Annotated in this window: 25 protein-coding genes and 1 riboswitch; of the genes, 20 read left to right on the plus strand and 5 right to left on the minus strand. The window is 65.5% G+C overall.

All coding sequences use genetic code 11. The features are described from left to right. Window positions 1–86: 86 nt before the first annotated feature. The 5 genes from cysM (at window position 87) to F3J43_RS06310 (ending at window position 6,148) form a co-directional block, all read left to right on the plus strand. A complete protein-coding gene (gene cysM / locus F3J43_RS06290) occupies window positions 87–986 on the plus strand; it encodes a cysteine synthase CysM (RefSeq protein ID WP_166883954.1) in 900 nt (299 codons plus the stop codon). Further along, window positions 986–2,344 (plus strand): 23S rRNA (uracil(1939)-C(5))-methyltransferase RlmD, encoded by a 1,359-nt coding sequence (gene rlmD, locus F3J43_RS06295; RefSeq protein ID WP_166883955.1) that lies wholly within the window; start codon window positions 986–988, stop codon window positions 2,342–2,344. The genes cysM and rlmD overlap by 1 nt, the downstream gene beginning before the upstream one ends. Before the next feature lie 114 nt (window positions 2,345–2,458). Further along, window positions 2,459–4,699, plus strand: a complete 2,241-nt coding sequence (relA, locus tag F3J43_RS06300) for a GTP diphosphokinase (protein WP_166883956.1) — start codon at window positions 2,459–2,461, stop codon at window positions 4,697–4,699. Window positions 4,700–4,748: 49 nt separating this feature from the next. Further along, a complete protein-coding gene (gene mazG, locus F3J43_RS06305; RefSeq protein ID WP_166883957.1) occupies window positions 4,749–5,582 on the plus strand; it encodes a nucleoside triphosphate pyrophosphohydrolase in 834 nt (277 codons plus the stop codon). 26 nt (window positions 5,583–5,608) lie between these two features. Continuing rightward, complete coding sequence (locus F3J43_RS06310; protein ID WP_166883958.1) at window positions 5,609–6,148, plus strand: DUF2058 domain-containing protein; 540 nt, start codon at window positions 5,609–5,611, stop codon at window positions 6,146–6,148. 46 nt (window positions 6,149–6,194) lie between these two features. On the opposite strand, the gene F3J43_RS06315 is transcribed toward F3J43_RS06310, so the two are convergent. The 4 genes from F3J43_RS06315 to purM form a co-directional block, all read right to left on the minus strand. Continuing rightward, entirely contained in the window at window positions 6,195–6,377 is a 183-nt protein-coding gene (locus F3J43_RS06315; RefSeq protein WP_166883959.1) for a hypothetical protein, read from the minus strand. A 207-nt stretch (window positions 6,378–6,584) separates the two neighbouring features. Continuing rightward, on the minus strand, window positions 6,585–7,295 hold the full coding sequence (locus F3J43_RS06320) for a DUF3108 domain-containing protein (RefSeq protein WP_166883960.1): 711 nt from the start codon (window positions 7,293–7,295) through the stop codon (window positions 6,585–6,587). A gap of 8 nt (window positions 7,296–7,303) precedes the next feature. Next, the gene (gene purN, locus F3J43_RS06325) at window positions 7,304–7,948 is read right to left on the minus strand and encodes a phosphoribosylglycinamide formyltransferase (protein ID WP_166883961.1); all 645 of its coding nucleotides are present in this window, start codon (window positions 7,946–7,948) and stop codon (window positions 7,304–7,306) included. Beyond that, window positions 7,948–9,006 (minus strand): phosphoribosylformylglycinamidine cyclo-ligase, encoded by a 1,059-nt coding sequence (purM, locus tag F3J43_RS06330; RefSeq protein ID WP_166883962.1) that lies wholly within the window; start codon window positions 9,004–9,006, stop codon window positions 7,948–7,950. The genes purN and purM overlap by 1 nt, the downstream gene beginning before the upstream one ends. A 330-nt stretch (window positions 9,007–9,336) precedes the next feature. On the opposite strand from purM, the gene F3J43_RS06335 reads away from it, so the two are divergent. From F3J43_RS06335 to F3J43_RS06360, 6 genes are all read left to right on the plus strand, one after another. Further along, window positions 9,337–10,374, plus strand: coding sequence for a DUF2066 domain-containing protein (locus tag F3J43_RS06335; RefSeq protein WP_166883963.1), 1,038 nt, complete (start codon window positions 9,337–9,339; stop codon window positions 10,372–10,374). Between the two features lie 12 nt (window positions 10,375–10,386). Further along, a complete protein-coding gene (locus F3J43_RS06340; RefSeq protein WP_166883964.1) occupies window positions 10,387–11,460 on the plus strand; it encodes an AI-2E family transporter in 1,074 nt (357 codons plus the stop codon). Between the two features lie 178 nt (window positions 11,461–11,638). Beyond that, entirely contained in the window at window positions 11,639–12,343 is a 705-nt protein-coding gene (gene hda / locus F3J43_RS06345) for a DnaA regulatory inactivator Hda (RefSeq protein ID WP_133331767.1), read from the plus strand. Window positions 12,344–12,470: 127 nt separating this feature from the next. Further along, window positions 12,471–13,106 carry a C40 family peptidase gene (locus F3J43_RS06350; protein ID WP_166883965.1) on the plus strand — a complete coding sequence of 212 codons (636 nt, stop codon included), beginning with the start codon at window positions 12,471–12,473 and terminating at the stop codon, window positions 13,104–13,106. A gap of 147 nt (window positions 13,107–13,253) precedes the next feature. Continuing rightward, a complete protein-coding gene (locus tag F3J43_RS06355) occupies window positions 13,254–13,787 on the plus strand; it encodes a C40 family peptidase (protein ID WP_166883966.1) in 534 nt (177 codons plus the stop codon). Window positions 13,788–13,897: 110 nt separating this feature from the next. Beyond that, complete coding sequence (locus tag F3J43_RS06360; protein ID WP_166883967.1) at window positions 13,898–16,459, plus strand: dermonecrotic toxin domain-containing protein; 2,562 nt, start codon at window positions 13,898–13,900, stop codon at window positions 16,457–16,459. A gap of 27 nt (window positions 16,460–16,486) precedes the next feature. Here the strand turns inward: F3J43_RS06360 and F3J43_RS06365 are convergent, their stop codons facing one another. After that, window positions 16,487–17,065 carry a hypothetical protein gene (locus F3J43_RS06365; RefSeq protein ID WP_166883968.1) on the minus strand — a complete coding sequence of 193 codons (579 nt, stop codon included), beginning with the start codon at window positions 17,063–17,065 and terminating at the stop codon, window positions 16,487–16,489. 147 nt (window positions 17,066–17,212) lie between these two features. After that, window positions 17,213–17,435, plus strand: a riboswitch (cobalamin riboswitch). A gap of 109 nt (window positions 17,436–17,544) precedes the next feature. Here F3J43_RS06365 and cobO point away from each other — a divergent pair. The 9 genes from cobO to cobC are packed head-to-tail and all read left to right on the plus strand — an operon-like array spanning window position 17,545 to window position 25,577. Then, window positions 17,545–18,156: a cob(I)yrinic acid a,c-diamide adenosyltransferase gene (cobO, locus tag F3J43_RS06370; protein WP_166883969.1), complete on the plus strand. Its 612-nt coding sequence runs from the start codon at window positions 17,545–17,547 to the stop codon at window positions 18,154–18,156. After that, complete coding sequence (locus F3J43_RS06375; RefSeq protein ID WP_166883970.1) at window positions 18,153–19,448, plus strand: cobyrinic acid a,c-diamide synthase CobB; 1,296 nt, start codon at window positions 18,153–18,155, stop codon at window positions 19,446–19,448. Before cobO ends, F3J43_RS06375 begins: the two co-directional genes overlap by 4 nt. Next, window positions 19,445–20,095 (plus strand): 5,6-dimethylbenzimidazole synthase, encoded by a 651-nt coding sequence (bluB, locus tag F3J43_RS06380; RefSeq protein WP_166883971.1) that lies wholly within the window; start codon window positions 19,445–19,447, stop codon window positions 20,093–20,095. Before F3J43_RS06375 ends, bluB begins: the two co-directional genes overlap by 4 nt. Beyond that, window positions 20,092–21,000, plus strand: coding sequence for an adenosylcobinamide-phosphate synthase CbiB (gene cbiB / locus F3J43_RS06385; protein WP_166883972.1), 909 nt, complete (start codon window positions 20,092–20,094; stop codon window positions 20,998–21,000). Before bluB ends, cbiB begins: the two co-directional genes overlap by 4 nt. Next, window positions 20,993–21,985 carry a threonine-phosphate decarboxylase CobD gene (cobD, locus tag F3J43_RS06390; protein WP_166883973.1) on the plus strand — a complete coding sequence of 331 codons (993 nt, stop codon included), beginning with the start codon at window positions 20,993–20,995 and terminating at the stop codon, window positions 21,983–21,985. The genes cbiB and cobD overlap by 8 nt, the downstream gene beginning before the upstream one ends. Continuing rightward, the gene (locus F3J43_RS06395) at window positions 21,982–23,445 is read left to right on the plus strand and encodes a cobyric acid synthase (protein WP_166883974.1); all 1,464 of its coding nucleotides are present in this window, start codon (window positions 21,982–21,984) and stop codon (window positions 23,443–23,445) included. Before cobD ends, F3J43_RS06395 begins: the two co-directional genes overlap by 4 nt. Then, complete coding sequence (cobU, locus tag F3J43_RS06400) at window positions 23,438–23,959, plus strand: bifunctional adenosylcobinamide kinase/adenosylcobinamide-phosphate guanylyltransferase (protein WP_166883975.1); 522 nt, start codon at window positions 23,438–23,440, stop codon at window positions 23,957–23,959. The genes F3J43_RS06395 and cobU overlap by 8 nt, the downstream gene beginning before the upstream one ends. Beyond that, window positions 23,956–25,011: a nicotinate-nucleotide--dimethylbenzimidazole phosphoribosyltransferase gene (gene cobT, locus F3J43_RS06405; RefSeq protein ID WP_166883976.1), complete on the plus strand. Its 1,056-nt coding sequence runs from the start codon at window positions 23,956–23,958 to the stop codon at window positions 25,009–25,011. Before cobU ends, cobT begins: the two co-directional genes overlap by 4 nt. Next, window positions 25,008–25,577, plus strand: a complete 570-nt coding sequence (gene cobC, locus F3J43_RS06410; RefSeq protein WP_166883977.1) for an alpha-ribazole phosphatase family protein — start codon at window positions 25,008–25,010, stop codon at window positions 25,575–25,577. Before cobT ends, cobC begins: the two co-directional genes overlap by 4 nt.

Genomic DNA, 25,577 nt, shown 5'->3' on the forward strand with positions numbered 1-25,577 from the left:
TATAGCATCCGACGATTGCGTGATATGGCCGCGAAGGGTTTGCCGGTATGATAGGCGCCCCTGCCGTCCGGATTGCGAAAACGCCCATGACCCTGCAGTACCCAACCATCGCCGATTGCGTCGGCCACACGCCACTGGTGCGCCTGCAGCGCCTGCCCGGGCAGACCAGCAACACGCTGCTGCTCAAGCTCGAAGGCAACAACCCGGCCGGTTCGGTCAAGGACCGGCCGGCGCTGTCGATGATCACCCGCGCCGAACTGCGCGGCCAGATCAAGCCCGGCGACACGCTCATCGAGGCCACCTCCGGCAATACCGGTATCGCCCTGGCCATGGCAGCGGCGATCAAGGGCTACAAGATGATCCTGATCATGCCGGACAACTCCACCGCCGAACGCAAGGCGGCGATGACCGCCTATGGCGCCGAGTTGATCCTGGTGGCCAAGGAAGAGGGCATGGAGGGCGCGCGCGACCTCGCCGAGAAACTGCAGGCCGAAGGCCGTGGCCTGGTGCTCGACCAGTTCGCCAATGGCGACAATCCGATCGCCCACTACAACAGCACCGGCCCGGAAATCTGGCAGCAGACCCAGGGCACCATTACTCATTTCGTCAGCTCCATGGGCACCACCGGTACCATCATGGGCTGCTCGCAATACCTCAAGGAGCAGAACCCGGCGGTGCAGATCGTCGGCCTGCAGCCCATGGAGGGTTCGGCCATCCCGGGCATCCGCCGCTGGCCGCACGAATACCTGCCGAAGATCTTCGACGCCAGCCGTGTCGACCAAGTGGTCGACATGTCGCAGCAGGAGGCCGAGGACACCACCCGCCGCCTGGCCCGCGAAGAAGGCATCTTCTGCGGCGTGTCCTCCGGCGGCGCGGTGGCGGCGATGCTGCGCCTGTCCCGGGACGTCGAGAACGCGGTGATGGTCGCCATCATCTGCGACCGCGGCGACCGCTACCTGTCCACCGGCCTGTTCGATCCGACCTGATGTCCAGAAAGAAAAGCAACGGCGGCCTGCGCTTCCAGCCAGCCGGTGGCGAGCGTGCCGCACAAGTGCCCGTAGGCAAGAAACAGCGCCTGCGCATCGAGCGTGTGTCCGGAGACGGCCGCGGTATCGCCTTCCTCGAAGGGCGTACCTGGTTCGTCAGTGGCGCGCTGGGCGATGAAGAGGTCGAGGCCCGGGTGCTCGCGGCCCGTGGCAAGGTGGTCGAGGCGCGCCTGGAGCGGGTGTTCCTGGCCAGTCCTGAGCGCCGCGAGGCGCCTTGCCGGCACTATGCCCGCTGTGGCGGTTGCAACCTGCAGCACTTGCCGCACGAGGGGCAGTTGGCGCTCAAGCAGCGTCTGTTGGCCGAGCAGTTGCAACGTGTCGCCGGTCTGCAGCCCGAGGCCTGGGCCGCCCCGTTGAGTGGCCCTGAGTTCGGTTACCGGCGTCGGGCGCGAGTCGCCGTGCGCTGGGACGTCAAGGCACGCCAGCTCGATGTCGGCTTTCGTGCCGAGGCCAGCCAGGACATCGTCGCCATCGACGACTGCCCGGTGCTGGTACAACCCTTGCAGAATATTCTCCGCCACCTGCCGACCGTGCTGCGCAGCCTGAGCAAGCCGCAGGCGCTGGGGCACGTGGAACTGTTCAGCGGTACCGCCGAGGCGCTGCTGGTACGTCACGTGGCACCATTGCCTGCTGAAGACCTGGCGCGGCTCGAGGCATTCTGTGGCGAAGCCGGTGCCCAACTGTGGCTGCAGGGCGAAGGCCAGCCGGCGCCGGTGGACGGCGCCGCGAAACTGGGCTTTGCCCTCGAGCCCTGGGGGCTGGAGCTGGCGTGGCGTCCGGGTGACTTCGTCCAGGTCAACGCTCAGGTCAACACGCTGATGATCGGGCAGGCGCTGGACTGGCTGGCACCCCAGGTGCACGAGCGGGTACTGGACCTGTTCTGCGGCCTGGGCAACTTCGCCCTGCCGCTGGCCCGGCAGGCCCGCGAGGTGGTGGCGGTGGAGGGCGTGCAGGCGATGGTCGAGCGTGCCGAAGCCAATGCCCGCGACAACAATGTGCATAACGTGCAGTTTTTTCAGGCCGATTTATCGCAGCCTTTGGCCGGCGCCGGATGGGCCGCCGAGGGTTTTTCTGCGGTACTCTTGGACCCACCGCGGGACGGCGCTTTCGAGGTGGTGCAAGGCATCGCCCGGCTGGGGGCGAAGCGGCTGGTCTATGTATCGTGCAACCCGGCCACGCTGGCGCGAGACGCGCAAGTGCTGGCGGGGCAGGGGTACCGGTTAAAAAGGGCCGGGATTCTCGACATGTTTCCTCAGACGGCACATGTCGAGGCCATGGCGTTGTTCGAAGCGGACTAGCCGGGGTCATGAGGCCCCGGCTGGTCCTCTTGGTGCCGTCCTCAGGGATTGAAGGCGACACAGGTGATTGCCAGCGCACCCGAGTGGTGCGCTGTATGGAAAGGTAGAACAAAGATGGTACAGGTGAGAGTGCACCAGCCGGTCAACAACGACGGCAGTATCAATCTCGAAGCATGGCTCGATCATGTGGTCAGCGTCGATTCCCAGCTTGACCGCACGGCGCTCAAGGACGCCTGCGAGTTCACCCAGGAGATCGAGAAGAAGGGCAACCCGGCCAAGCATTCCTGGGCCGACGGCACGTCCAGCTTCCAGGCCGGACTGGAGATCGCCGAGATCCTCGCCGACCTCAAGCTCGACCAGGACTCGCTGGTGGCGGCGGTGATCTACCGCTCGGTGCGCGAAGGCAAGGTGACCTTGGCCGAAGTCGGCCAGCGCTTCGGTCCGGTGGTGTCCAAGCTGATCGACGGCGTGCTGCGCATGGCCGCCATCAGCGCCAGCCTGAGCCCGCGCCAGTCGCTGGTGCTGGGCTCGCAGGCGCAGGTGGAGAACCTGCGCAAGATGCTCGTGGCCATGGTCGATGATGTGCGGGTGGCGTTGATCAAACTCGCCGAACGTACCTGTGCCATTCGCGCAGTCAAGGCCGCCGATGACGAAAAGCGCCTGCGGGTGGCCCGCGAAGTCTTCGATATCTATGCGCCGCTGGCTCACCGCCTGGGCATCGGCCATATCAAGTGGGAGCTCGAGGACCTGTCGTTCCGCTACCTCGAACCCGACCAGTACAAGCAGATCGCCAAACTGCTGCATGAGCGGCGGCTGGACCGTGAGCGGTTCATCAGCGATGTGATGAACCAGTTGCAGAACGAGCTGCTGGCCACCGGCGTCAACGCCGATATCAGCGGTCGGGCGAAACACATCTATTCGATCTGGCGCAAGATGCAGCGCAAGGGCCTGGAATTCAGCCAGATCTACGATGTGCGCGCGGTGCGCGTGCTGGTGCCGGAGGTGCGTGACTGCTACACCGCTCTGGGCATCGTCCATACCCTGTGGCGGCACATCCCCAAGGAGTTCGACGACTACATCGCCAACCCCAAGGAGAACGGCTACCGCTCGCTGCACACGGCAGTGATCGGCCCCGAAGGCAAGGTGCTCGAGGTGCAGATCCGCACCCACTCGATGCACGAGGAGGCCGAGCTGGGAGTCTGCGCCCACTGGCGCTACAAGGGCACCGACGTCAAGTCCGGTTCCAACCACTACGAAGAGAAGATCTCCTGGCTGCGCCAGGTACTCGAGTGGCACGAGGAACTGGGTGACATCGGTGGCCTGGCCGAGCAGCTGCGGGTCGACATCGAGCCCGACCGGGTCTACGTGTTCACCCCCGACGGCCATGCCATCGACCTGCCCAAGGGCGCCACGCCGCTGGATTTCGCCTACCGCGTGCACACCGAGATCGGCCACAATTGCCGCGGCGCCAAGATCAACGGGCGCATCGTGCCGCTCAACTACAGCCTGCAGACCGGCGAGCAGGTGGAGATCATCACCAGCAAGCACGGCAGCCCGAGTCGCGACTGGCTGAACTCCAACCTCGGCTACGTGACCACCTCGCGGGCGCGGGCCAAGATCGTCCATTGGTTCAAGCTGCAGGCCCGCGACCAGAACGTCGCCGCCGGCAAGACCCTGATCGAGCGTGAGCTGGCGCGACTGGGCCTGCCACAGGTGGACTTCGAGCGCCTGGCCGAGAAGGCCAACGTCAAGACCGCCGAGGACATGTTCGCCGCGCTGGGCGCCGGCGACCTGCGCCTGGCGCACATGGTCAACGCTGCCCAGCAATTGCTCGAGCCGGAGCGTATCGAGCCGGTCGAGCTGATCCCGCGCCAGGCCCGTGGCATTCGCGCGGGCAAGCGCAGCGATATCCAGATCCAGGGGGTCGGCAACCTGCTCACGCAGATGGCCGGTTGCTGCCAGCCGCTGCCAGGTGATGCCATCGTCGGCTACATCACCCAGGGGCGTGGCGTGAGCATCCACCGCCAGGATTGCGCCTCGGTGCTGCAACTGGCCGGCAAGGAACCGGAGCGGATCATCCAGGTCAGCTGGGGGCCGATCCCGGTACAGACCTATCCGGTGGATATCGTCATCCGTGCCTATGACCGTCCGGGTTTGCTGCGTGATGTGTCGCAGGTGCTGCTCAACGAGAAGATCAACGTGCTGGCGGTCAACACCCGCTCGAACAAGGAAGACAACACCGCGCTGATGTCGCTGACCATCGAGATTCCCGGCCTGGATGCCCTTGGGCGCTTGCTCGGCAGGATCTCGCAATTGCCCAACATCATCGAGACGCGGCGTAACCGTACCCCTTGATATCGACATCGCGGGGCATGCCCCGCGATGAGGCCGGTAAGGACAATCCATGACCTACACCCTCGACGACCTCCTGCACCTGATGGCCCGCCTGCGTGACCCGCGCCACGGTTGCCCCTGGGACCTGAAGCAGGATTACGCCAGCATTGTCCCGCACACGATCGAAGAGGCCTACGAAGTCGCCGATACCATCGAACGCGGTGATTTCGAGCACTTGCAAGGCGAGTTGGGCGACCTGTTGTTCCAGGTGGTCTACTACAGCCAGCTGGCGCGGGAAGAAGGGCGCTTCGCTTTCGCCGGCGTGGTCGACTCGATCACCCGCAAGCTGATCCGCCGCCACCCCCATGTCTTCCCTACGGGCGATCTCTATGCGCCCCTGGACACCCCGGCCTTGAGCGAGACCCAGATCAAGTCGCGCTGGGAGGCGATCAAGGCCGAGGAGCGCGCCGAGAAAAGCGCGCCCGAGCAGTTGTCGCTGCTCGACGATGTGCCGGCAACCCTGCCGGCCTTGTCGCGTGCCGCCAAGTTGCAGAAGCGTGCGGCGACGGTCGGTTTCGACTGGCCCGAGGCCCTGCCGGTGCTGGACAAGGTGCGCGAGGAGCTCGACGAAGTGCTGCAGGCCATGGCCGATGGCGATGGTGACGCGCTGGAGGACGAACTGGGCGACCTGCTGTTCGCCACCGTCAACCTGGCCCGTCACCTGCAACACGACCCGGAAAACGCCCTGCGCCGTGCGAACCGCAAGTTCGAGCGACGCTTTCGCTTCATCGAACAGGCATTGCGCGAGCAGGGCCTGTCCATCCAAGATCGTACCCTCGACGAACTGGACGCCCTGTGGGGCGAGGCCAAGCGTCAGGAAAAGAACCTGCCCAGCTGCGGCTGAGCCGATGCATAAGTGAGTGAACACCCATGAGCCTTTCCCTTCGCGATCAATTGCTCAAAGCCGGTCTGGTCAACCAGAAACAGGTTTCCCAGACCAACAAAGCCGAGAAGAAACAAAAGCGCCTGGAGCACAAAGGCCAGGTCGAGGTGGATGACACCCAGCAGCGCCAGGCCAAGGAGGCCATGGCCGAAAAGGCCAGGAAGGACCAGGAGCTGAATCGCCAGGTCCAGGAAAAAGCCGAGCAGAAGGCCCGCGCGGCGCAGATCAAGCAGCTGATTGAGGCGACCCGCCTGCCCAAGCTGACGACCGAGGACTACTACAACTTCGTCGACGACAAAAAGGTCAAGCGTATCGCCGTCAATGCCCTGATGCGCAGCAAGCTGAGTAACGGCGCGTTGGCGATCGTGGCGCATGGCGGCGGCTACGAGGTGATTCCTCGCGAGGCGGCGGTGAAGATCCAGGAGCGTGACCCCAATCGCATCCTGCTGCTCAACACCCACGTCGAGGAGGCGGACGAGGACGACCCGTACGCGGCCTACAAGATCCCTGACGATCTGATGTGGTAAACACGAAAACCCCGCCTAGGCGGGGTTTTTCATGGGAAGACCGGGGTCATTGCGACTCGCGCTGGTGCTCGAGGGTTTCCAGTTCCTGGCGATACTGGTGGGCCTGGTGTTCTTCGTGGAACATGCCGACCAGTTGGCCTTGCTGATGCACTTCCCAGATCCGCACGCCAGCGGCCAGGCCTTCGTGGGACATTTTCGATTCGTCGCGTTCGATTACTTGGACTGTCATCGCTAAACTCCACTTCTTCAGTTGGCTGCGACAGTGTGTCGCACACCCTCTTTATAGAATTTGTTAGCAGGCTAAGTAAATAAAACGGCGATGAAACAAGTTTCATGTACGGGCCCTGTCGCGGCAGCGGGCTTGCCCTGCGACAGCGTGACGAAGGCATGAAAAAGCCCCGCACGAGGCGGGGCTTCGGGTATTGCCGGGTGGCGATCAGTTGCCCTTGACCGCCTTGCCGTCGACCGTGCCGTCCTGCAGCACGATCACGTACTCCTTGCCGTCGGTCTCGACCTGGCGCAGTTGTACCAGCAGATAGTCCCAGTCCTTGGCGAACCACAGCTCGGTGATGCGCTTGTTCTGGCTCGGGTCGCGCACGCGCTCGACCTTGACCGCATCGACATGGCCGGCCTTGGTGGCGACTTTCTCGGTACCCAGCACGCGGAAGTCGTAGGTGTCGATTTCGTCGCCGTCGACCACCTGGTAGGTCATGCTCTTCTTGCCAGCGGCCACGTCATGCTGCAGGGCCAGCTGGTACGAAGACTTGTCCAGAACGCCGCGGTTCAGCGGCAGGTTGACCGGGTTGCCACGGTCGCTGCCGGTGACTTTCTTGCTGGTCCAGTCGAAGTCGAGGTCGATCTTCTTCGCCTTGCCCAGGCCGCCGCGCTCGAAGTGATACGTCTGCGGCAGCAGGGTATCGTTGTCCAGGCGCAGGGTGCTTTGCTCGGTCAGGCTGGCGATCATCATCGAGGCCTTGAAGTTGAGCCCCCAGAGACCGTTGGCTTTCTTTTCCAGGCTGCGTTCAGCGGTGCCGCTCATGGGCAACTGCTTCCAGTCGGCCGTGTAGCTGGCCGTGAAGGGCTTCAGATCAGCTGCCTGGAGGGGCAGGGCGAGCACGGCGAGTGCCAAGAGCAGGGCGCGACGCATAAGTTCTCCTAGGATCGAATCAAGTGACCGCTGGCCGGCAGCGGCAGGCCATCCAGTAATGCACCCTGTTCGCCCAGACGCAAGCGTCCTTCGGCGAACCAGCGCACCGCCAGCGGGTAGATCTGGTGTTCCTGCAGGTGCACGCGCTGGGCGAGCGCCTGTGCGGTGTCGTCCGTGGCCACCGGAACCACAGCCTGTACGACCAGAGGCCCTCCGTCGAGTTCCTCGGTGACGAAGTGCACGCTGCAGCCATGTTCCGCATCGCCGGCCTCGAGGGCACGCTGATGGGTGTTCAGGCCTTTGTACTTCGGCAACAGTGACGGATGTATGTTCAGCAGTCGGCCCTGGTAGTGGCGCACGAAGCCGCCACTGAGAATCCGCATGAAACCGGCCAGGACCACCAGGTCGGGCTTGAAACCGTCGATCAGCGCCATCAGCGCGGCATCGAAGGCTTCACGGCCGGCGAAATCGGTGTGCGGCAGTACCGCCGTATCGATGCCGGCCGCCTTGGCACGTTCCAGTCCGTAGGCGTCGGCGCGGTTCGAGATCACCGCGCCGATGCGTACCGGGCTGTCGCTGCTGCTGTTGCTGTCGATCAGCGCTTGCAGGTTGCTGCCGGAGCCCGACAGCAACACGACTACGTTACAGGGCATCAGTGTGCCTTGAGGTTGTGCAGCTCGACCTGGGCGGCGCCTTCGGCGGCCTCGGCGATCTGGCCGATGACCCACGGCTGCTCACCAGCGGCACGCAGCACGTTCAGGGCGTTGTCGACCTGGTCCTGGGCCACGCAGATGACCATGCCCACGCCGCAGTTCAGCACGCGGTGCATTTCGTGCTCGTCGACGTTGCCTTTTGCCTGCAGGAAGTCGAACACCGCCGGGCGCTGCCAGCTGGCCACGTCGATGATGGCCTGGGCGTTTTCCGGCAGTACGCGCGGGATGTTGTCCAGCAGGCCGCCGCCGGTGATGTGGGCCATGGCCTTGACCGCGCCGGTCTGCTTGATCAGTTGCAGCAGCGGCTTGACGTAGATGCGGGTCGGTGCCATCAGCAGGTCGGCCAGCGGCTTGCCGTCGAGCTGGGTGTTGGCGATGTCGGTACCGGACACTTCGAGGATCTTGCGGATCAGCGAGTAGCCGTTGGAGTGCGGGCCGGAGGACGGCAGGGCGATCAGGGCGTCACCGGTGACCACTTTCGAGCCGTCGATGATTTCCGATTTTTCCACCACGCCGACACAGAAACCGGCCAGGTCGTAGTCCTCGCCCTCGTACATGCCCGGCATCTCGGCGGTCTCGCCACCGACCAGCGAGCAGCCGGCCAGTTCGCAACCGGCGCCAATGCCGGTGACCACGGTGGCGGCCACGTCGACGTTGAGCTTGCCGGTGGCGTAGTAGTCGAGGAAGAACAGTGGCTCGGCGCCGCACACCACCAGGTCGTTGACGCACATGGCGACCAGGTCCTGGCCGATGCTGTCGTGCTTGTTCAGGTTCAGTGCCAGGCGCAGCTTGGTGCCGACGCCGTCGGTGCCGGAGACCAGCACCGGCTGCTTGTAGCCGGCCGGGATCTCGCAGAGGGCGCCGAAGCCGCCCAGGCCACCCATGACTTCAGGGCGTGCGGTGCGCTTGGCGACGCCCTTGATGCGTTCGACCAGTGCTTCGCCGGCGTCGATGTCTACACCGGCGTCTTTGTAGCTCAGGGAGGGTTGCTTGCTCATTGATCCAGGCCTTTAGAGGGAGGGACTCATAGAAAACGACCGGGACGGCCAAGGCCGACTGGAAAGAGTGCGGCTGCCTGTTCGTCACTGGTCTGCGAAGGCGCGCGATTTTATCAGGGTTGCCTTCAAGCGGCCATCCTCAGGCCGACGGGCAGGCTGCAATTGTGGGCAAAAAACGGTGTTTCACGGTCTGTGGCTGGTTGCCGTGCCAGGGCCTGTATAAGGTATACGCATGGCGATGCGTATCCTGCTGAGCATTTTCCGTGGCCGCGCGGTCACAGCGACAGGTTCGGGCGTATCGCCCCTTGGTCATCTGGACAGGAATCCTTCATGCGTCTTTTCAATCTCCTCGCCGCCGGTTGCCTGGCCGCGGTCTGCACCGTGGCGCAGGCCGAAGCGGTTTCCGGCCTCTACCAGGTTCGCGAGCCCCTCGAAGGGCAGGGCGGCGAGGCCCGTGCCCAGGCCACTGCCAAGGCCCTGGACACCCTGGTGCTGCGCCTGACCGGCGAGCCCAAGGCTCTGCAGAGCCCGGCACTGGCCGCCCTGCGCAAGGATCCGCAGCAGATCATCAATCAGGTCGGCAGCGAAGCCGGCCCGCCCGAGTCGGTGCTGGTCGAGTTCGATCCTGGCAGTACCGAGCGCGCCCTGCGCCAGGCCGGCCTGGCGCTGTGGGGTAGCAATCGGCCGTCCATTCTCGGCTGGTGGCTGAACGATAGCGTCGACGGCAGCAGCCTGATCGGCGACGGTCAGACCAGCGCCGAGCCGCTGCGCCGCGCCGCGCAGCACCGTGGTTTGCCGCTGCGCCTGCCGCTGGCCGACCTGCAGGAGCAACTGGTGGCCACGGCCAGCACGTTGGAGGGCACCGATCCGGCACCGTTGCGCGAAGCCTCCGAGCGCTACGGCGCCAATGCATTGCTGGCCGTGCACGCCCACGAGGCCGATGGCAAGTGGCAGGGCAAGTGGCAGTTGTGGCTGGGCGACCAGCGTGAGCAGGGCAATGCCGAAGGTGCCGACCAGGCGGCCCTGGCCGATGCGGTGATGCTGGCGGTGAGCAACCGCCTGGCGCCACGCTATGTCACTCGCCCGGGCGCCAGCAGCGACCTGCAGGTGCAGGTACAGGGCATGAACCTGGCCCATTACGCCGAACTGGGACGGGTGCTGGAACCCTACGGGGCCCGCTTGCTGATGGCTGACGGCGCTACCCTGACCTACGCGGTAAGCGGCAATCGCGAACAATTGCGTGCTCAGCTGGGCCTGGCCCGGTTGCAGGAACTACCGGCACAACCCGTTGCCGCCACGCCGCCGGTGCCCGAGGGCTCGCCGGCCGCACCATCCAAACCTTTCGATGGCCTGCGTTTTCGTTGGTAAGGAGTACCGCGAATGATCGACACTCGTCGCTGGATCGGCCTGGGGGCTGCCCTGCTGATCGCCGTGCTGCTGTACCTGTTGCACAACATCCTGTCGCCGTTCCTGGTGGGCATCCTGCTGGCCTACCTGGCCGATCCGCTGGTCGACCGCCTGGAGCGTGCCGGCCTGTCGCGGACCTGGGGCGTGGTGGTGGTGTTCAGCCTGTTCACCCTGGTGTTCCTGGCCTTGCTGCTGGTGCTGATCCCGATGCTGGCCAAGCAACTGGTGCGCTTGTACGAACTGGCGCCACAGATGCTCGACTGGCTGCAGCACGTGGCCCTGCCCTGGGTGCAGAGCCGCCTGGGCCTGGCTGATGGCTTCTGGAAGTTCGACAAGATAAAGGCGGCCATCGGCGAGCACGTCGGGCAGACCACCGACATCGTCGGCGTGCTGCTGTCGCAGGCCACCGCGTCGAGCCTGGCGCTGATCGGCTGGCTGGCCAACCTGGTGCTGATCCCGGTGGTGGGGTTCTACCTGTTGCGTGATTGGGACTTGATGATGGCCAAGCTGCGCAGCCTGCTGCCTCGTCAGCGCGAGGCGCAGGTGGTAGGGCTGGCCGGTGAATGCCATGAAGTGCTCGGCGCCTTCGTGCGTGGCCAGTTGCTGGTGATGCTGGCCCTGGGTGTCATCTATTCCACCGGGCTGATGCTGGTGGGGCTGGAACTGGGCCTGCTGATCGGCATGCTCGCCGGGCTGGCGGCGATCGTGCCGTACATGGGGTTCATCATCGGCATCGGTGCGGCACTGGTTGCCGGGCTGTTCCAGTTCGGCGGCGAGCTGTACCCGATGCTGGCGATCGTTGCCGTGTTCCTGGTCGGCCAGGCGCTCGAGGGCATGGTGCTGACGCCACTGCTGGTGGGGGATCGCATCGGCCTGCACCCGGTGGCGGTGATCTTCGCGATCCTGGCCGGTGGCGAGCTGTTCGGCTTCACCGGTGTGCTGCTGGCGCTGCCGGTGGCGGCGGTGATCATGGTGCTGCTGCGGCATGTGCACGGCTTGTACAAGGAATCGGACATGTACGCCGGGGATATCGATCCGGACCTATGACCCTCCCTGGTAGGCGCCGACGCGGTTGGCGTCTACCGATTCTTGTCGTGATTGCAGCGCAACTGCTTGATTTTCCTTGTGCTATTCCCCTCGCCGATTGTGCCGTTCGCGTTGCGGGTATAGACTTTGCACACTGTTCACCAAAGGCCCCCTGCGGTCCCCGCGACCGCCCGCGAGCATGAAACCGATCCAGTTGCCCCTGGGTGTGCGTCTGCGTGACGACGCCACCTTCATCAACTACTACCCGGGCGCCAATGCCGCGGCATTGGGCTACGTCGAGCGGCTATGCGAAGCCGACGCCGGCTGGACCGAGAGCCTCATCTACCTGTGGGGCAAACAGGGCGTAGGCCGTACTCATCTATTGCAGGCCGCCACCCATCGTTTCCAGCAACTGGGTGAACCTGCCGTCTACCTGCCGTTGGCACAACTGCTCGACCGTGGCGTCGAACTGCTCGATCACCTCGAGCAGTACGAACTGGTGTGCATCGATGATCTCCACGTGATCGCCGGCAAGGCTGATTGGGAGGAGGCGATGTTCCACCTGTTCAACCGCTTGCGCGACAGTGGCCGGCGCCTGTTGCTGGCAGCGTCCAGTTCGCCGCGGGAATTGCCGATCAAGCTGGCCGACCTCAAGTCACGCCTGACCCTGGCACTGATCTTCCAGATGCGCGGCATGTCCGACGAAGACAAGCTGCGCGCCTTGCAGCTACGCGCCTCGCGTCGCGGACTGCACCTGACCGACGAGGTCGGACACTTCATCCTGACCCGGGGGACGCGCAGCATGAGCGCGCTGTTCGACCTGCTCGAGCGGCTCGACCAGGCGTCGTTGCAGGCCCAACGCAAGCTGACCATCCCTTTCCTCAAGGAAACCCTGGGCTGGTAAGCCCCTGAAAACACGGCACCAGAGCTTCAAAACGGAAAAGTCACATCTTTTTCGATAAAATTTGCAAATGGTCCTGATAGAAGGCATAGTTTCCCCCTTCTAAAGGATTACAGACACGGTCGTGCCCATGCTGAAGCGCTTCGCACCCCTCGTGCCACTTGCACTTGTCACCCTGTTGTTCGGTTGCGCCTCCCAAGGCCCGGTCTCGCAACAGCAGGATCCACATCAGATCGCCGCACAGTCGACCAAGGCCAAAGCGTCGGCTTCCTCCGTATTCAGCGAGGAAGACCTGGCCACCGAGGAAGACATGGACGCCTTCTCCAGCAACGGCAAGCCCTACCAGCTGCCGGTCCTGGCGGACAGCATCCTCGAGCGTGGCATGGCGTTGATCGGCACCCGCTATCGCTTCGGCGGTACCTCGGAGAAGTCCGGTTTCGACTGCAGCGGCTTCATCGGCTATCTGTTCCGCGAGGAAGCCGGCATGAACCTGCCGCGTTCGACCCGCGAGATGATCAACGTCGATGCGCCGAAAGTCGCGCGCAACAAACTCAAGCCGGGTGACCTGCTGTTCTTCAGCACCAATGGCCGTGGCCGCGTCAGCCATGCCGGCATCTACCTGGGCGACAACCAGTTCATCCACTCCAGCAGCCGCCGCAGCGGTGGCGTGCGTATCGACAGCCTGGGCGACCGCTACTGGAGCAAGACCTTCATCGAGGCCAAACGTGCGCTCGCCATGGCGCCGACCACGATCTCGCGCAATTGATTTGATATCAAATTGCTGTACCCTGCCACGGCGGCGTAGCTGAAAAAAGCTCGCCGCCGTGCGCATTTACAGAAAGCGTCTAATCTAATTTCTCAACTCTTTTCATCTTCGGCCGCGGCCGCAAGGTTTTGACAGGACGTTCCCATCATGGCGATGTTGGCGCGCTTCGCACTTCTCAGCTTCGTGGCCCTGCTCGCGGCCTGTTCCGGCCGTGCGCCGACCCAGATGCCGCCGAGCAAGCCGGTCGTGACCTTCAGCCAGCAGCCTTCCTCGCCTGCGGCGGACGACGTGCTGTTCCGCGCCATCGGCCTGGTGGGCACGCCTTATCGCTGGGGTGGCAACACGCCGGACTCGGGCTTCGATTGCAGCGGCCTGATTGGCTATGTCTACCGTGACGCCGCGGGCATCAGCTTGCCGCGTACCACCCGTGACATGATCGTCATGCGTGCCCCGAACGTGGATATCGCCGCCCTGCAGTCCGGCGATCTGGTGTTCTTCGCCACCGGCGGAGGTTCGCAGGTCAGCCATGCGGGCATCTATGTGGGCGAGGGGCGTTTCGTGCATGCGCCGTCCACCGGCGGTACCGTGCGGCTGGACTACCTGTCCAGCAACTACTGGTCCCGTGCCTACCTGCAGGCCAAGCGCGTGCTGCCGCCCGGGCACCTGGCGCAGAACCCCTGACAAGACGGGTGGCCCCTTGACTGGGTCCGCCTGCACTATCCCTCTACCGCTCTTTGCCGCGTTGCCCCGGTCAGGATGTCTGTTCGATAAAGACATCCCCGGAGCGGTTCATGAGCACCATCAAGGAACGGGTCGAGCGCAGCCTCGACGTACTGGACGCAGGGCGGCCGCTGGCGGCCCTGGTGGACGAGATCGTCCGTGAATATCCTGATCCCTATGTCCTGGCGAACCGAGAAGCGGCGCGCATCCTGCTCAAGCATACCGGCAAGGCGATGGATCCTCGTTTCGTCTGGTGGCACCAGTTCGACAGTGGCAGTAGCAGTCCGAACACCTTCAATGGCTGGAAACACTCGCAGGCGCCGACCAGGTCGGTACACCTGACCGAGTTGGTGATCGAGCGCTTCGATGTGTACTTTCAGGATGCCTCCGATGAACTGGATCAGGTCGGTGGCTTCTACAGGCAGGGGGCGTGGGTTGGGCAGTTCGACGAGCGAAATGAAGTTCGCCTGTTGGGGCGCGAGGTGCAGAAAGACCTTTGGGCGCTGGACTTTGCCGAGGTCTACCAGGCTGCGATCCAGCACTTCTGGTCCAGTTACGGGGAACACTTCCGAGTCATGGCCAAGATCAATCTGCTCGGGCAGGCCGCAGCAGCGCTGAGCAGTGGCTTTATAACCCAGCTAGACTGGGGGCGCTTGCGCGCGGTGGTGGCGGATGGCTTGACGACAGGCGTGCTGCCGACCCTGGCGTTATTGCGCGAGGACGCGACCCGCTCGCCGTTGACTGTCAGCCGCTATGTCTTTGGCGAGGCCGACCGGGGGAGCCTGTACAGCCTGATGGCTACGGATGGCCGCGTCGTGCTGTACATGCCTTGGTCGCATGAGGCCGTGCGTGGATTCGCATCCGAGTTGGCCATGGCCCGCTGGCTGCGCAAGCATCTGCAATCTGCCGAGGCGCTGCAGGCCTTTGTCGAAGGGGCGCACGTCAATCCGCGTGATGCCGCCGGCAGGCAGTTGATCAAGGTGTGCTTGCAGGGAATTGCCGATAGTCGCTCCGATGAGATGGCCATTGTGGCGCTATCGCTGTTCAAGCGTGAGCCGAACAAGTCGTTGTTTGATGTGCTGGTCGATCAGGTGTCAATCGAGATGCGCCAGGCCGAGCAGGTCATCCAGAGCAATGCCGACCTGCGCAAGGCGATGTGGCGTGGGTATCTGTCGGCGTTTCTCAAGGTGTTCGGTGGCTTCGCACCGTTGGGTTGGCCCATGAGCCTCACGCTCTTGGGGGCCGGTATCGGTAAGGTGGGGTTGGATGTGGACGCCGCAGTCGGTGCCGCAGACGAGCAGGCGCGCCGCGGGGCGTTGCGTGACGCAATGCTCGATAGCCTGTACACGGCCTTGAACATGGTCGAGATCAGTTTTACCTCAAGTTTCGCCTCGCTCGCCTATGAAGCGCCGCCCCACGAGTTGAGGGCGTCGTTGGGGCAGTGGCAGGAGGTCCGCAGCGCCAGCCTGCCGGTCGAGGGGCTTGAGGTCAATGGGTTGGTGGCGGGCGAGCTGGTGCAAAGCGGTCGTTTGCGTGGTGTGCGTGTAGGTAATGACGGCAGTTGCTGGATCACCCTCAATGGCTTGGTCTATCGAGTGCGCTATAGCCATGAATTGTCCTGTTGGTTGATTGTGCCGTCGGACAACCCGTTCGCATTCGCAGCACTGCATCCCGTGCGGCTGAGCGCTCGGGGCGAGTGGGAGTTGCTGGAGCCGCCCCGGTTGCTCGGTGGCGCTCCCCCGGTGCCTGCGCAGCTGTCCAGTCTGCGCTCGGAGCTTTGGGATACCTACTGCCGGACAGATCAGTGGCAGAGCGCCAAGCTGTCGACCAAGGCCATCGTGCGGCAGAAAGACGTGTTGATTGGCGCCGGGGTTGTCGAGCTTCTGCCCGGGCAGGCCTTCAATCTTGATTCCCGTGGTTTGCCATGCGTACTGGTCGAAGGTCAGCCGGTGTATTCCTTTCGCCAGGGGCGGCAGTTCTCCAACGCGTTGATCGAGGATTACACCCACAAGGCTTCGAACGTCAACGATGTGTTCCGCTACGGCACCTACGCGCATCCGGACATGGATGACTATATCGGGCGTCTTGCCGACACCTTGGAGGCGCTGCCCAGGAGCAACGCGGCCACGCTGTATCGCGGCGGTAACGCTGCGCGGGGCACCGGGGGCGAAGGTTATCGCAGCGGTCGCCTGCAAGTGGGGGATGTTCTGGTCAATAGCGATGTGAGTTCCTTTACCGAGAATCCCTTCAAGGCCAGCGAGTTCGCTTCCACCGGCAGCGGAGAAGAAGCGGATGGCGCGATCCGCAGTTTCGATGACAGCTCGGTGATTTTCGAACTGCCGGCGCAGCGGTACCAGAGTGGAATACCGATCAGCCCGTTCTCGATCTACCCGATGGAAGCGGAAACCCTGTTTCTGCCAGGGAACTACTTTCGGATCGAGGGACTGCAGCAGGTATACGGGGAGGGCTACCGGTTCATCCGTGTACAGCTTGGCCAGGTGGCCGGGCCTGGCACGGCAATCGTGCATGACCTGCGGACCGGCCAGCCCTTCAATCGGGCAGCCTACCTTGGGCATTTCCGGAGCCAGGCGGTGGCGCAGCGGTTCTTCCCTGCCGATGGTGGTCGGCGCTGAGGCATAGTCACCCGCAGTGGCGTGTCCTCAGCCCTGCTTGAGCAGCAGCGCCACGCCTGGGTAATACTGCCCCAGCTCGTTGTGCAGCTTGCGATAGGCGTAGGGGAAGTACCAGGCGATGGCGCAGGCGGTGTGCTTTTGCAAGTCGTCGACCAGATCCTGCAACTCCTCGGGGCTGGCGTGCTGGCCGGCCTTCCAGGGCGTGACGAACAGGGCGCCGGCCTTGAGCTGGCTGGCGTAGGCGAGGGCCTTGGCGGTACTGGTGGTCTCCTGCAGCGCCGCTGTCAGGTCAAGGCGGGCGATGCGCGGCCAGCGCTGGCTGGCGTGCAAGTGAATGGACTCCTCGGCGCTGCTGATGGACAGGTCGCCGCGTCCCTCGCGTTCGCCTTCGTCGCGCTGCTTTTTACTCAGGTATTGTTGCAGCGCCACCAGCTCGGCCTGCCACGCGGCGGCGGCGAGCAACCCGGTGTTGGCTGCTGCGCCATGCCAGTACGGGGCTTCGTTGTCGCCCTGGACCTGATTGAAGCGGTCGATGCAGTCGACCCAGCGTTCCAGGGCGGGGCGCAGGAACTCCAGGCGCGGGTTGTTGATGATCAGGCCTTGCATGTTGCGCGCTCCTTGTCATTGTTCTCGGGATCAAAATGATGGCTATGTGATATCACTGCTTTGAGTGTGGCACAAGCTGGCAGATTGGCCATTGATCCAGGCCAGATCGGCCCACGCTCGATTGACGCTCCCGGTGCAACCCTCTAACCTTCGCGGCGTGTTTCAGGTGCCCTGCGAGCTGCCGCTCGACAGGGTGAAACTGGGAAGCCGGTGGGCGCCATGATGGGCGCGATTCCGGCGCTGCCCCCGCAACGGTAGGTGAGTCGAAGGCCGCGCAGGGCCACTGGATCAAAGTGTCCGGGAAGGCGCGCAGGCACGGGCCAGGCGCCCGCTCACAAGCCCGGAGACCGGCCTGCAACAGCCAACGGCATCACGGAGGGTGATGCGCGGAGCGATGTGGCGTACGCCACGGTCCCTGCGCGTTCTCCGTCTGCCGCCTTTTACCTGCCGCCCGGCGCGGCAGCCAGCGGAGACCCCTGATGAGCGAATCCCCCGAACGCGACGAACGCCACCTGGCGCGTATGCAGCGCAAGAAAGCGCTCATTGACGAGCGTATCGCCAGCGCCCCCAATGAATGCGGCCTGCTGCTGGTGCTGACCGGCAACGGCAAGGGCAAGAGCAGTTCGGCCTTCGGCATGCTCGCCCGCGCCCTTGGGCATGGCATGCAGTGTGGTGTGGTGCAGTTCATCAAGGGCCGCAACAGCACCGGCGAGGAGCTGTTCTTCCGGCGCTTCCCCGAGCAGGTGCGTTACCACGTGATGGGCGAGGGCTTCACCTGGGAAACCCAGGACCGCCAGCGCGACATTGCCGCCGCCGAGGCGGCCTGGGCCGTGTCTCGGCAGTTGCTGCAGGACTCGTCGGTACAGTTCGTGGTACTCGATGAACTGAATATTGCCCTCAAGCATGGCTACCTCGACCTCGACCAGGTGCTTGCCGATATCCAGGCGCGTCCGCCGATGCAGCATGTGATCGTCACCGGTCGCGCCGCCAAGCCTGAAATGATCGACCTGGCCGATACCGTGACCGAGATGGGCATGCTCAAGCACGCCTTCCAGGCCGGTATCCGCGCGCAGAAGGGCGTCGAGCTGTGAGTGGACCCCGTCACTGCCCCGCGGTGCTGATCGCCGCGCCGGCTTCTGGCCAGGGCAAGACCACCGTCACCGCCGCCCTGGCGCGATTGCATCGCAACCTCGGGCGCAAGGTACGGGTGTTCAAGTGCGGCCCGGACTTTCTCGACCCGATGATCCTCGAACGTGCCAGCGGCGCGCCGGTCTACCAACTGGACCTGTGGATGATCGGTGCCGACGAGAGCCGGCGGCTGTTGTGGGAAGCGGCAGCCGATGCCGACCTGATCCTGATCGAAGGGGTCATGGGGCTGTTCGACGGCACGCCGTCCAGCGCCGATCTGGCGCGGCATTTCGGCGTACCGGTGCTGGCGGTGATCGACGGCACGGCCATGGCTCAGACTTTCGGCGCCCTGGCCTTGGGCCTGGCGCGCTACCAGCCTGACCTGCCGTTCGCCGGGGTGCTGGCCAACCGGGTCGGCAGCCTGCGCCATGCGCAATTGCTCGAAGGCAGCCTCACCGAAGGCCTGCGCTGGTATGGCGGGTTGTCCCGTGAACGTGGCATCGAGCTGCCCAGCCGTCACCTCGGGCTGGTACAGGCCAGCGAGCTCAATGATCTGGACATGCGCCTGGATGCCGCCGCCGAAGCGCTGGGTGCGAGCTGCGATGCGGCCTTGCCGCCGCCTGTGAGCTTTGCCGCGCCTGAGCACCAGGACGTGGTCGCTGCGTTGGCGGGGGTACGTATCGGCGTGGCTCGCGACGAGGCCTTCGCCTTCACCTACGGCGCCAACCTTGACCTGCTGCGAGGGCTTGGCGCAGAGCTCGCGTTCTTCTCGCCGTTGCATGATCGTGAGTTGCCGGCAGTGGACAGCCTCTACCTGCCAGGCGGCTATCCGGAGCTGCATCACCACGCGCTGGCGGCCAATGCGCCGATGCTCGAGGCGATCCGCGCCCATCATGCCCAGGGCAAGCCTCTGCTGGCCGAATGCGGCGGCATGCTCTACCTGCTCGATGCGTTGACCGATGTGGCGGGCGAACGCGCCGAGTTGCTCGGCCTGCTGGCAGGCGAGGCGACCATGCAGAAACGCCTGGCGGCATTGGCCCTGCAGGCCGTGGAACTGCCGGAAGGCACGCTGCGTGGGCATACCTATCATCACTCGCTGACCAGCACCGAGCTGGCGCCGATCGCCCGTGGCTCGAGCCCCAACGGCGGGCGAGGCAACGAGGCGGTGTACCGCCAGGGGCGCTTGACCGCTTCCTACGTGCATTTCTACTTTCCTTCCAACCCCGATGCGGCGGCGGCGCTGCTGCGACCATGAGCGATCACGCCTACAGTGCTGCCGACCGCGCGGCGATCTACCGGGCTATCGGCGAGCGTCGGGACATGCGCCATTTCGCCGGGGGCGAGGTAGCGCCCGAGTTGCTGCAGCGCCTGCTGGCCGCGGCCCACCAGGCACCCAGTGTCGGCCTGATGCAGCCGTGGCGGTTCATCCGTATCAGCCAGAGCGAGCTGCGCGCGCGCATCCAGGCGCTGGTGGAGCAGGAGCGGGTGCGGACTGCCGAGGCGCTGGGCGAACGCTCCGATGAGTTCATGAAGCTCAAGGTCGAAGGCATCAACGACTGCGCCGAAGTGCTGGTGGCTGCGTTGATGGACAACCGCGAACCGCACATCTTCGGGCGGCGCACTCTGCCCGAGATGGACCTGGCATCGCTGGCCTGCGCCATCCAGAACCTGTGGCTGGCGGCCCGTGCCGAAGGCCTGGGCATGGGCTGGGTGTCGCTGTTCGACCCGCAGGCGCTGGCCCGACTGCTGGGCATGCCGGCAGGGGCCAAGCCGGTGGCGGTCCTGTGCCTGGGCCCCGTGGAGGCGTTCTATCCGGCGCCGATGCTGGTGCTGGAGCAGTGGGCCGAACAACGGCCCCTGAGCGAGATGCTGTACGAGAACCAATGGGGAGAGCGCTCATGAGCATGGCCTTGCTGATGGTTGCGGGCGTGGCGCTGGACGCCCTGCTCGGCGAGCCGCGTCGCCGTCACCCGTTGGTGGGCTTCGGCAACCTGGCGGCGAGCCTGGAGCGGCGCTTCAATGCGGGTGGTCGGGGCTGGCGCAGCCATGGCGTCAGTGCCTGGTTCCTGGCGGTGATCCCGCTCACGGTGCTGGCGCTGCTGTTGTCCTGGCTACCCTACGTCGGCTGGCTGGTCGACGTGCTGGCGCTGTACTGCGCGCTGGGCCTGCGCAGCCTGGGCGAGCATGTGTTGCCGGTGGCCCAGGCCCTACGTCAGGGCGACCTCGAAGAAGCGCGGCGGCGGGTGGGTTATCTGGTCAGCCGCGAAACCCGTGAACTGGACGAACCTGCCGTGGCCAGGGCCGCCACCGAATCGGTGCTGGAAAACGGCAGCGATGCGGTGTTCGCCGCGTTGTTCTGGTTTGCCGTCGCAGGTGCGCCCGGGGTGGTGCTGTATCGCCTGAGCAATACCCTCGACGCCATGTGGGGCTACCGTAACGAGCGCTTCGAGCGCTTCGGCTGGTGCGCGGCGCGTATCGACGATGTACTCAACTATATTCCGGCCCGCCTGGTGGCCCTGACCTATGCACTACTGGGCAAGACGTGCCTGGCCCTGGACTGCTGGCGTCGCCAGGCACCGCTGTGGGACAGCCCCAACGCCGGTCCGGTGATGGCCGCCGGTGCCGGGGCGCTGGGGGTGGAACTGGGGGGGGCGGCGGTCTATCACGGCGAGTTGCACGAGCGACCGCGCCTGGGCGATGGCCCCATGGCCGACGCCGAATCCATCGCCCGTGGCTGGAGGCTGGTACAGCGTGGTGTGTGGCTGTGGCTACTGGTGGTCGTCCTGGGAGCGTATCTGGATGCTTGAGCACGGAGGCCGCCTGCTGAAGGCGGTGAGGCAGTACGGGATCGCCCGCGAGCAATGGCTCGATCTGTCCAGTGGAATCGCACCCTGGGCCTACCCGGTGCCTGATATTCCCCTGGACGCCTGGGCCCGTCTGCCGGAGACCGAAGATGGCCTGGAGCAGGCGGCGCGAGGCTACTATGGCGTCAGCGCGCTGCTGGCCGTGGCGGGTTCGCAGGCGGCGATCCAGGCGTTGCCGCTGTTGCGCCCTGCAGGCCGGATTGGCGTGCTGTCGCCGTGCTACGCCGAGCACCCACATGCCTGGCAGCGCGCCGGACATGTGCTGGTCGAGCTGGACGAGACCCAGGTCGAAGCGGCGCTCGACAGCCTTGGCGTGCTGCTGCTGGTCAACCCCAACAACCCCACTGGCCGCCGCGTGTCTCGCGAGCGCCTGCTGGCCTGGCATGCGCGCCTGGCCGAGCGCGGTGGTTGGCTGGTGGTGGACGAAGCGTTCATGGACAACACGCCGCAGTACAGCGTGGTCGAGCAGGCCGGGCGGCCAGGGCTGATCGTGCTGCGCTCGTTCGGCAAGTTCTTTGGCCTGGCCGGTGTGCGACTGGGCTTTGTCATGGCCCAGGCACAGGTGCTGCAGGCGCTGGCCGAGGCCCTCGGGCCCTGGACCGTCAGTGGTCCGACCCGGGTGCTGGGGCAGGCCTGCTTCGCCGATCAGGCCGCGCACCTGGCGCAGATCGACCGTTGCCACCTCGCCAGCGAGCGCCTGGCGCGCCTGCTCGGCGACGCCGGCCTGGCCCCCAGCGGCGGCTGCGATCTGTTCCAGTACGTGCGTGGCGAACAGGCCGCGCACCTGCATGACTTTCTCGCCCGGCGCGGCATCCTGGTACGCCTGTTCGAACAGCCGCCAGCGCTGCGCCTGGGCCTGCCGCCCAGCGCGGCGGACGAGCAACGCCTGGCCCTGGCCCTGGCGGACTACCAGAAGGAATCGGCATGACCACCCTCATGGTGCAAGGCACCACCTCCGATGCCGGCAAGAGCACGCTGGTCACCGCGCTGTGTCGCTGGTTGCTGCGCCAGGGCATCGCCGTGGTGCCGTTCAAGCCACAGAACATGGCGCTCAACAGCGCAGTGACCGCCGACGGTGGCGAGATCGGTCGTGCCCAGGCGGTACAGGCCCAGGCCTGCCGGTTGGCGCCGCACACCGATATGAACCCGGTGTTGCTCAAGCCCAACAGCGACACCGGCGCCCAGGTGATCGTCCATGGCCGCGCGGTGACCAGCATGAACGCAGTCGCCTACCACGACTACAAGGCGATCGCGATGCAGGCAGTGCTGGCGTCCCATGAGCGGCTGCGCACGGCTTACCCGGTGGTGATGGTCGAAGGCGCGGGCTCGCCGGCCGAGATCAACCTGCGTGCCGGGGACATCGCCAACATGGGCTTCGCCGAAGCCGTCGACTGTCCGGTGATCCTGGTGGCCGACATCAACCGCGGCGGGGTCTTCGCCCATCTGGTCGGTACCCTCGAGCTGTTGTCGCCGAGCGAGCAGGCGCGGGTCAAGGGCTTCGTCATCAACCGCTTCCGCGGTGACATTGCCTTGCTGCAACCAGGTCTGGACTGGCTGGAGCAACGCACGGGCAAACCGGTGCTGGGCGTGCTGCCCTATGTCACCGACCTGCACCTGGAGGCCGAGGACGGCATCGACACGCGTCAAGCGGCCAAGGGCGGGCGTTTGCTCAAGGTGATCGTCCCGGTGCTGCCGCGCATCAGCAACCACACCGATTTCGACCCGCTGCGCCTGCACCCCCAGGTGGACCTGCAGTTCATCGGGCCTGGCCAAGCGATTCCACCTGCCGACCTGATCATCCTGCCCGGTTCCAAGAGCGTGCGCGGCGACCTGGCGCAATTGCGCGAGCGCGGCTGGGATACGGCCATCGCCCGTCACTTGCGCTATGGCGGCAAGCTGATCGGCATCTGCGGCGGGCTGCAGATGCTGGGCATGCAGATTCATGATCCGCTGGGCCTGGAGGGACCGGCCGGTTCCAGCGATGGCCTTGGCCTGCTCGACTACAGCACCGTGCTCGAGGCCGAGAAGCAGTTGCGCAATGTATCGGGCATCCTCGGGCTCGAGCAGGCGCCGGTCTCGGGCTACGAGATTCATGCGGGCGTCACCCAGGGCGTGGCGTTGCAACGGCCTGCCGTGCAACTGGCCGATGGACGAGCCGACGGTGCGCTCAGTGCCGATGGGCAGATCCTTGCCACCTATCTGCACGGGCTGTTCGAAGGCAGCCAGTCGTGCGCTGCATTGCTGCGCTGGGCAGGATTGGCCGAGGCGCAGAGCATCGACTACGAAGCCTTGCGCGAGCGTGACATCGAGCGCTTGGCCGATCTGGTCGAGCGACACCTGGATACTGCGCGTTTGCGCCAATTGTGCGGAGTCGTCGAGCATGCATAGCCTGATCCTCGGCGGTGCCCGCTCGGGCAAGAGCCGCCTGGCCGAACAATTGGCCAGCGACAGTGGCCTGGCGGTGACCTATATCGCTACCAGCCAGCCGCTGGACGGTGAAATGAACGAGCGCGTGCGCCTGCACCGCGAGCGGCGTCCGGAGGCATGGGGGCTGATCGAAGAGCCCCTGGCTCTGGCCCGTGTGCTGCGTGCAGAGGCCGGCGAAGGGCGTTGCCTGCTGGTGGACTGCCTGACCCTGTGGCTGACCAACCTGCTGATGCTCGAGGACGAGCAGCGCCTGGTCGAGGAGCGCGACGCGCTGCTTGACTGTATTGAACACCTGCCCGGCACGCTCATCCTGGTCAGCAACGAAACCGGCCTGGGCGTGGTGCCCATGGGCGAGCTGACCCGGCGCTATGTCGATCTCGCCGGCTGGCTGCACCAGGCCGTGGCCGCGCGTTGTCAGCGCGTGGTACTGACCGTGGCCGGTCTTCCCCTCATGCTCAAAGGACCCGCTCTATGACCCAGATGTGGTGGCGCGATGCCTGCCAACCCCTCGATACCGCCGCCATGGACCAGGCCCGTCTCCGTCAGCAGCAACTGACCAAACCCGCCGGTTCCCTCGGCCAGCTCGAAGACCTGGCGGTCCGCCTGGCCGGCCTGCAGGGCCGTGAGCGTCCGCGCCTGGAGCGGGTCGCCATCAGCATCTTCGCTGGCGATCATGGCGTGGTGGAGGAGGGTATTTCCGCCTATCCGCAGGCAGTGACCGGACAGATGCTGCGCAACTTCGTCGGCGGCGGTGCCGCGATCAGCGTGCTGGCGCGCCAACTGGAGGCCAGCCTGGAGGTGGTCGACCTCGGCACCATCGAGCCAGGTCTTGCCCTGGCGGGGGTGCATCATCTGCGTCTGGGCGCCGGTACCGCCAACTTTGCCCGTCAGCCGGCCATGACCGACACTCAGCTGGCCGCGGCCCTTCAGGCGGGGCGAGACAGTGCGCTGCACGCCTTCGATGACGGCGCCCAATTGTTCATCGGCGGCGAGATGGGCATTGGCAACACCACTGCCGCCGCCGCCCTGGCCAGCACCTTGCTGGGTTGTCCGGCGCGGGAGCTGAGCGGCCCGGGCACCGGCCTGGACAGCGCGGGTGTGCGTCACAAGGCAGACGTGATCGAGCGTGCCCTGGTGCTGCATGGCCTGCGCGCGGACGAGCCATTGCGGGCGCTGGCGTGCGTTGGCGGCTTCGAGATCGCCGCGTTGGTCGGCGCCTACCTGGCCTGTGCCCAGCAAGGCGTGGCGGTGCTGGTAGACGGTTTCATCTGCAGTGTCGCGGCCCTGGTGGCGGTGCGCCTGAATCCACAATGCCGCCCTTGGCTGTTGTTTGCCCATCAAGGGGCAGAGCCCGGGCACAAGGCGCTGCTGGCCGCGCTCGAGGCCGAGCCCTTGCTGGCCCTGGGGCTGCGTCTGGGCGAGGGCAGTGGCGCTGCCCTGGCGGTGCCGCTGATCCGGCTGGCCTGCGCCCTGCATGGGCAGATGGCGACCTTTGCCGAGGCTGCAGTGGCGGATCGGCCGGCATGATCCTCGACCTGTTGCGTCACGGCGAGACCGAGCAGGGCGGCGGCTTGCGCGGCAGCCTGGACGACGCCCTGACGCCGGCCGGTTGGGCGCAGATGCGCCAGGCGGTGGCTACGGCGGGGCCTTGGGACGCGCTGATCAGCTCGCCCTTGCAGCGCTGCGCGCTGTTCGCCGACGAGCTGGGCGCGCGCCTGGGCTTGCCGGTACGGCGCGAGGCCGCGCTGCGCGAACTGCATTTCGGCGACTGGGAAGGGCGCAGCGCGGCGCAGATCATGCAGACCGAGGCGGATGCCCTGGGCCGGTTCTGGAGCGATCCCTACGCATTCACGCCGCCGGCTGGCGAGCCCGTCGCGGCGTTTGCCGAGCGGGTTATCGCGGCCATCGACGCGCTGGCCGTGAGCCACGCAGGCCGGCGCGTGCTGCTGGTCACCCATGGCGGCGTGATGCGCCTGTTGCTGGCGCGGGCCCGGGGCCTGCCGCGCGAACAACTGCTGCAGGTCGAGGTCGGGCATGGGGCCTTGGCACGCCTGGCCCTGGCTGCGGACGGCCGCTTGCTCGAGGTGGTGTGA

Origin of the sequence: Pantoea sp. Cy-639, from assembly GCF_011752525.1 — a bacterium.
GTDB lineage: Bacteria > Pseudomonadota > Gammaproteobacteria > Pseudomonadales > Pseudomonadaceae > Aquipseudomonas.